General features: G+C 65.3%; 4 protein-coding genes. 2 read left to right on the forward strand and 2 right to left on the reverse strand.

Annotation, left to right across the window (positions count from 1 at the left end):
- Positions 1 to 72: 72 nt before the first annotated feature.
- Positions 73 to 726 carry an exopolysaccharide biosynthesis protein gene (locus tag AC1VAN_RS12945; RefSeq protein WP_025878888.1) on the reverse strand — a complete coding sequence of 218 codons (654 nt, stop codon included), beginning with the start codon at positions 724 to 726 and terminating at the stop codon, positions 73 to 75.
- The gene (locus AC1VAN_RS12950) at positions 710 to 2,014 is read right to left on the reverse strand and encodes a hemolysin family protein (RefSeq protein ID WP_032952108.1); all 1,305 of its coding nucleotides are present in this window, start codon (positions 2,012 to 2,014) and stop codon (positions 710 to 712) included. The genes AC1VAN_RS12945 and AC1VAN_RS12950 overlap by 17 nt, the downstream gene beginning before the upstream one ends.
- Positions 2,015 to 2,306: 292 nt before the next feature.
- Between AC1VAN_RS12950 and AC1VAN_RS12955 the strand changes: the two genes are divergently transcribed.
- Both AC1VAN_RS12955 and AC1VAN_RS12960 read left to right on the forward strand, forming a co-directional pair.
- Positions 2,307 to 2,933, forward strand: coding sequence for a DUF47 domain-containing protein (locus AC1VAN_RS12955; RefSeq protein WP_480985935.1), 627 nt, complete (start codon positions 2,307 to 2,309; stop codon positions 2,931 to 2,933).
- 13 nt (positions 2,934 to 2,946) lie between these two features.
- On the forward strand, positions 2,947 to 4,068 hold the full coding sequence (locus tag AC1VAN_RS12960; RefSeq protein WP_025878891.1) for an inorganic phosphate transporter: 1,122 nt from the start codon (positions 2,947 to 2,949) through the stop codon (positions 4,066 to 4,068).
- Positions 4,069 to 4,420: the final 352 nt, after the last annotated feature.

Consider the following 4,420-nt stretch of genomic DNA (forward strand, 5'->3'; position numbering starts at 1 on the left):
GCATGGCCCGGCGCTACCGGGCGGGGCTCAGGGTAGCGCCGGGCCATGCCCGGCGAGCGCAGCGGCAGGCGCTCAGAACCAGCGCTGGAACAGGTCGACGGTGTAGCCCACCAGCTGCCCGGAACTGAAGCCGAAGAAAGCGATCGCCACCAGCGCAGCCACCCAGTTGAACAACATCAGCGCGCCGTCGCGTTCAAGCAGGGCCAGCGCGAACAGCAGCAACTGGAAGCCGAACAGATAGTTGGTGAACGGAATCGGCAGCGACAGCAGCAGGCCCAGYAGCACCAGCAGCAGGCCGCTGAAGGCGTGGGCGGGAGCCGGGGTCAGCAGTTGCGGCATGCGCGGCTTGAGCATGCGGTCGAGGCGGCGCAGGGCACCATCGATGCGATCCAGGAACCGGTGCATGGTGCCGCGCTTCGGCCCGCGACGGGCAATGAAGCCGGGCAGCCAGGGCCGGCGCATGCAGAACAGCATCTGCAGGCCGATCAGGATCACCAACGGACCGCTGACTGCGCCGCCCAGCCCCGGGATGGGGATGAAGGCCGGCAGGATGGCGACGAACAGGAATACACCAAAGGCACTCTGCTGCAGATCCTGCAGGATCTGCCCCAGCTTCATGTGCTGGGCCGGGTCACCGAAGGCGAACATCGCCAGCAGGGTCCGGATGCCCTCGTTGCGGTACTCCGGCGATGCAGCGCCGGGGCCGGCGTCAGGCGGTGAGCTCATCGGCCTGCTCGTCGGACAGGGTGCGAAGCAGCAGTTTGTCCACGCGCGCACCGTCCAGATCGACCACCTCGAAGCGCCAGCCGGCCCAGTCGAAGTACTCGCCCGCGTGCGGGATGCGGCCGAAGAAGTGGATGCACATGCCGGCCAGGGTGTAGTAATCGCCATCCTCGGCGTCGGGCAGGTCGTTGCTGCCGATCAGCTCGCGCAGGTCCTCGATCGGCAGCGAGCCGTCCACCAGCAGCGAGCCGTCCTCACGGGTCACCACCAGCGCGTCCTCGTCGGCATTTTCCGTTGCCTGCAGGCGGCCGACCACCGCGCCCATCAAATCGCTGATGGTTACCAGGCCCTGGATCTCGCCGTACTCGTCCACCACCAGCGCCATCGACTGCTGTTCTTCGCGGAAGATCTCCAGCAGCTTCATCGCATGGGTGGATTCGGAGACGTACAGCGGTTCGCGCAACGTCTGGAACAGCGCGTTGTCGCCGCGTGCCATCCGCGTGGCCAGCGATTTCAGCTCAAGCACGCCGACCACGTCCATGTCGTTGTCGCGGTACACCGGGTACCGCGAGAACTCGTGCTCGGCCATGATCTCCAGGTTCTTGTCCAGGCCACCCAGCGTATCCAGCCAGGCGATCCGGTTGCGCGGGGTCATCAGGCTGTCGGCGGTACGGTCGCCCAGGCGCATCACGCGGTTCATCATGTCGCGCTCGTGGCTGTCGATCACGCCGGCCTCGTGGCTCTCGGCCACCAGCATGCGGATCTCCTCTTCGGTCACCGACGCGACCTCGTCCTTGCCCAGGCCGAACAGGCGCAGCACCAGCTGGGTGGTCTTGGACAGCAGCCAGACGAAGGGGAAGGCCAGCTTGGCCAGCCAGCTCATCGGCAGCGCCACCAGGCCGGCGATGTCCTCCGAGCGGGTCAGGGCCAGGCGCTTGGGCACCAGTTCGCCGAAGATCAGCGTGATGAAGGTGATGAAGGTGACCGCAAGGGCCTTGCCGATGCCGCCGGCGTAGGCGAAGCCCGGCATCAGCCCCTGGATCCAGCCGCCGATGGCTTCACCCAGTGCCTCGCCGCCGAGGAAGCCGGTCAGCACRCCGATCACGGTGATGCCGATCTGGACGGTGGACAGGAAGGCTTCCGGCTTCTCCGACAGCTCCAGGGCCTTGGCCGCGCGCTTGGAGGTGCCGGCCAGCTGCTTCAGCCGGCTCTTGCGCGAGGTCATGACCGACATCTCGGACATGGCAAAGAAGCCGTTCAGCAGAACAAGCGCGAAAACAATCAGGATCATTTCAAACACGGGCATCGTCCCCGGTTGGTGGCAGGGAGGGCGGGTGCTTGCGATGGCGGCAGGCGCTCAGGAACGGGGTCCGGCGCGGCGCTGGGGGATAAGGGTCGTCGTCCATAAGGTGCGCCCGAAGGCGCGCTGGCATCTTAGCAAAGGGCCGTGGCTGGGTGGCAAATGCCTGTTCAGTTTTGGGCGTCCCGACCCCCGGAAAGGGGCAGGGATACCCGTGATGGTCATCTAGCCGTCATAATTCGCACTGGTGCCGTCCTTCCCGCGACGGCTGACAGGTTTCTCAATGTTCTCTCTGCAGACCATTTTCGGTTCCGGCAAACAGTTCTACACCCTGCTCGATGAGGCTGCCGTCGCGGCTTCCGATGCCGCCAAGGCACTGCATTCGATGCTGCGCGACGCCGATCGCCAGCCCGCCCTGGATGCCTTCAAGCTGGCCCGTCTGCGCGAACGCGCGGCCTCGGACAAGATCAGCCAGGCGCTGGTGGACAGCTTCATGACCCCGATCGAGCGCGAAGACATCGAAGCGCTGGGCTCGGCCCTCTACAAGATTCCCAAGCAGATCGAGAAGTTCGCCGATCGCTATTCGCTGGCCACCACCCACCTGGAACACATCGACTTCGCGCCGCGCGCGGCGATGCTGGAGCAGGCCGCTGGCGTGGTGGTGGAGATGGTCGCCGACCTGCGCCACATGAACCTGGACCGGATGACCGCGCTCAACGAGCGCCTGCGCTCGCTGGAAAACGAGGCCGACCGTCTGATGCTCGAGCTGTACCGCGACATCTACTCCGGTCGCCTGGACAACCTGCAGATGTTCCTGCTCAAGGAATTCTTCGAGATCCTGGAAARGGCCATCGACCGCTGCCGCGAGGCCGGTGTGGTGGCGTACCAGATCGTGTTGAAGAACAGCTGACGGGCCGGTACCGATGCTCACCCTAGTCCTGGTGGTGATCCTGGCCGCGCTCGTCTTCGAGTTCATCAACGGCTTCCACGATACCGCCAACTCCATCGCTACCGTGGTGGCAACCAAAGTACTGTCGCCCGGTTGGGCGGTGATGCTTGCCGCCTTCATGAACCTCATCGGTGCCCTGACCGGCACCGCGGTCGCACTGACCATCGCGTCGGGCCTGCTCAACACCAACGTGGTCGACGTGACCCCGCAGGTGATCCTGTGCGCGCTGCTCGGCGGCATCATCTGGAACCTGATCACCTGGTGGAAGGGCCTGCCGTCCTCGTCCTCGCACGCGTTGATCGGTGGCCTGTGCGGCGCCGGCCTGGCTGCGGCCCACAACAACTGGGACGCGCTGATCTGGTCCGAACGGCTTGGCAGCTGGGCGCAGAACAAGGGCCTGCTGTGGAAGGTGTTCGTGCCGATGATCACCTCGCCGATCGCCGGCTTCCTGCTCGGCATCGCAGTGATGGTGCTGTTGTGGGCGCTGATCGCAGGCCTGGCCAAGATCGGCGGCGCGATCGGCCGGCTGGCACGTCCGCGCATCGTCAATGCGTTCTTCGGCAAGGCGCAGATCGCTTCGGCGGCCTACATGGGCTTTGCCCACGGCCACAACGATGCGCAGAAGACCATGGGCATCATCGCGATGACCCTGATCGGTGCCGAGGCGACCGGYGCGTTGAACGACCTGCCGTCGTGGCTGGCCTTCATGCATCCGGACGCGCACGCTGGCGACGGCATCGCCATGTGGATCGTGCTGACCTGTGCGGTGGTGATGGCCGCCGGTACCGCCTCGGGCGGCTGGAAGATCATCAAGACCCTGGGCCACAAGATGGTCAAGCTGCACCCGATCCACGGCTTCGCCGCGGAAACCAGCTCGGCCACCGTGCTGACCCTGGCGGCGCACTTCGGCATGCCGGTATCGACCACCCACAGCATCTCCACCGCGATCATGGGCGTAGGCTTCGCCAAGAACCCGCGTTCGCTGCGCCTGGGCGTGATCGAACGCATCGTCTGGGCCTGGATCCTGACCATCCCGGCGGCAGGCGGCTGCGCCTACCTGATCCTGAAGCTGTTCGAGCTGCTCGGCTGGACCTGATGCCAGGAGCCTTGCGGTCAGAGCCCTTTACCTGTGGGAAAAGGATCTGACGCTGGAAACAAAAAGCCCGCCGGATTCCGGCGGGCTTTTTCATTTCATGAAGCATCCGGTTTCCGTTATCCACGCATGGCGTGGATCTACAGTGTCGACCAAGGTCGACACCTACCAACAGCAGCAGGAAGTCGACACGCACCAACAGCAGCCGGAACCTGTCGAAGGCGGGGTGGGTCCGGTTGCGGGGGTGTCCGCGGCATGGATTCCGCGGACAAGCCCCCAAGGGTGAGGGCGCTTTGCTTGCGAAGCACTGCTTCGCAAGCGCCCGAACGCACAGCCGCCAGCGGCTGGGCCGGTC

It is taken from the genome of Stenotrophomonas sp. 05L44_2 (assembly GCF_056665995.1).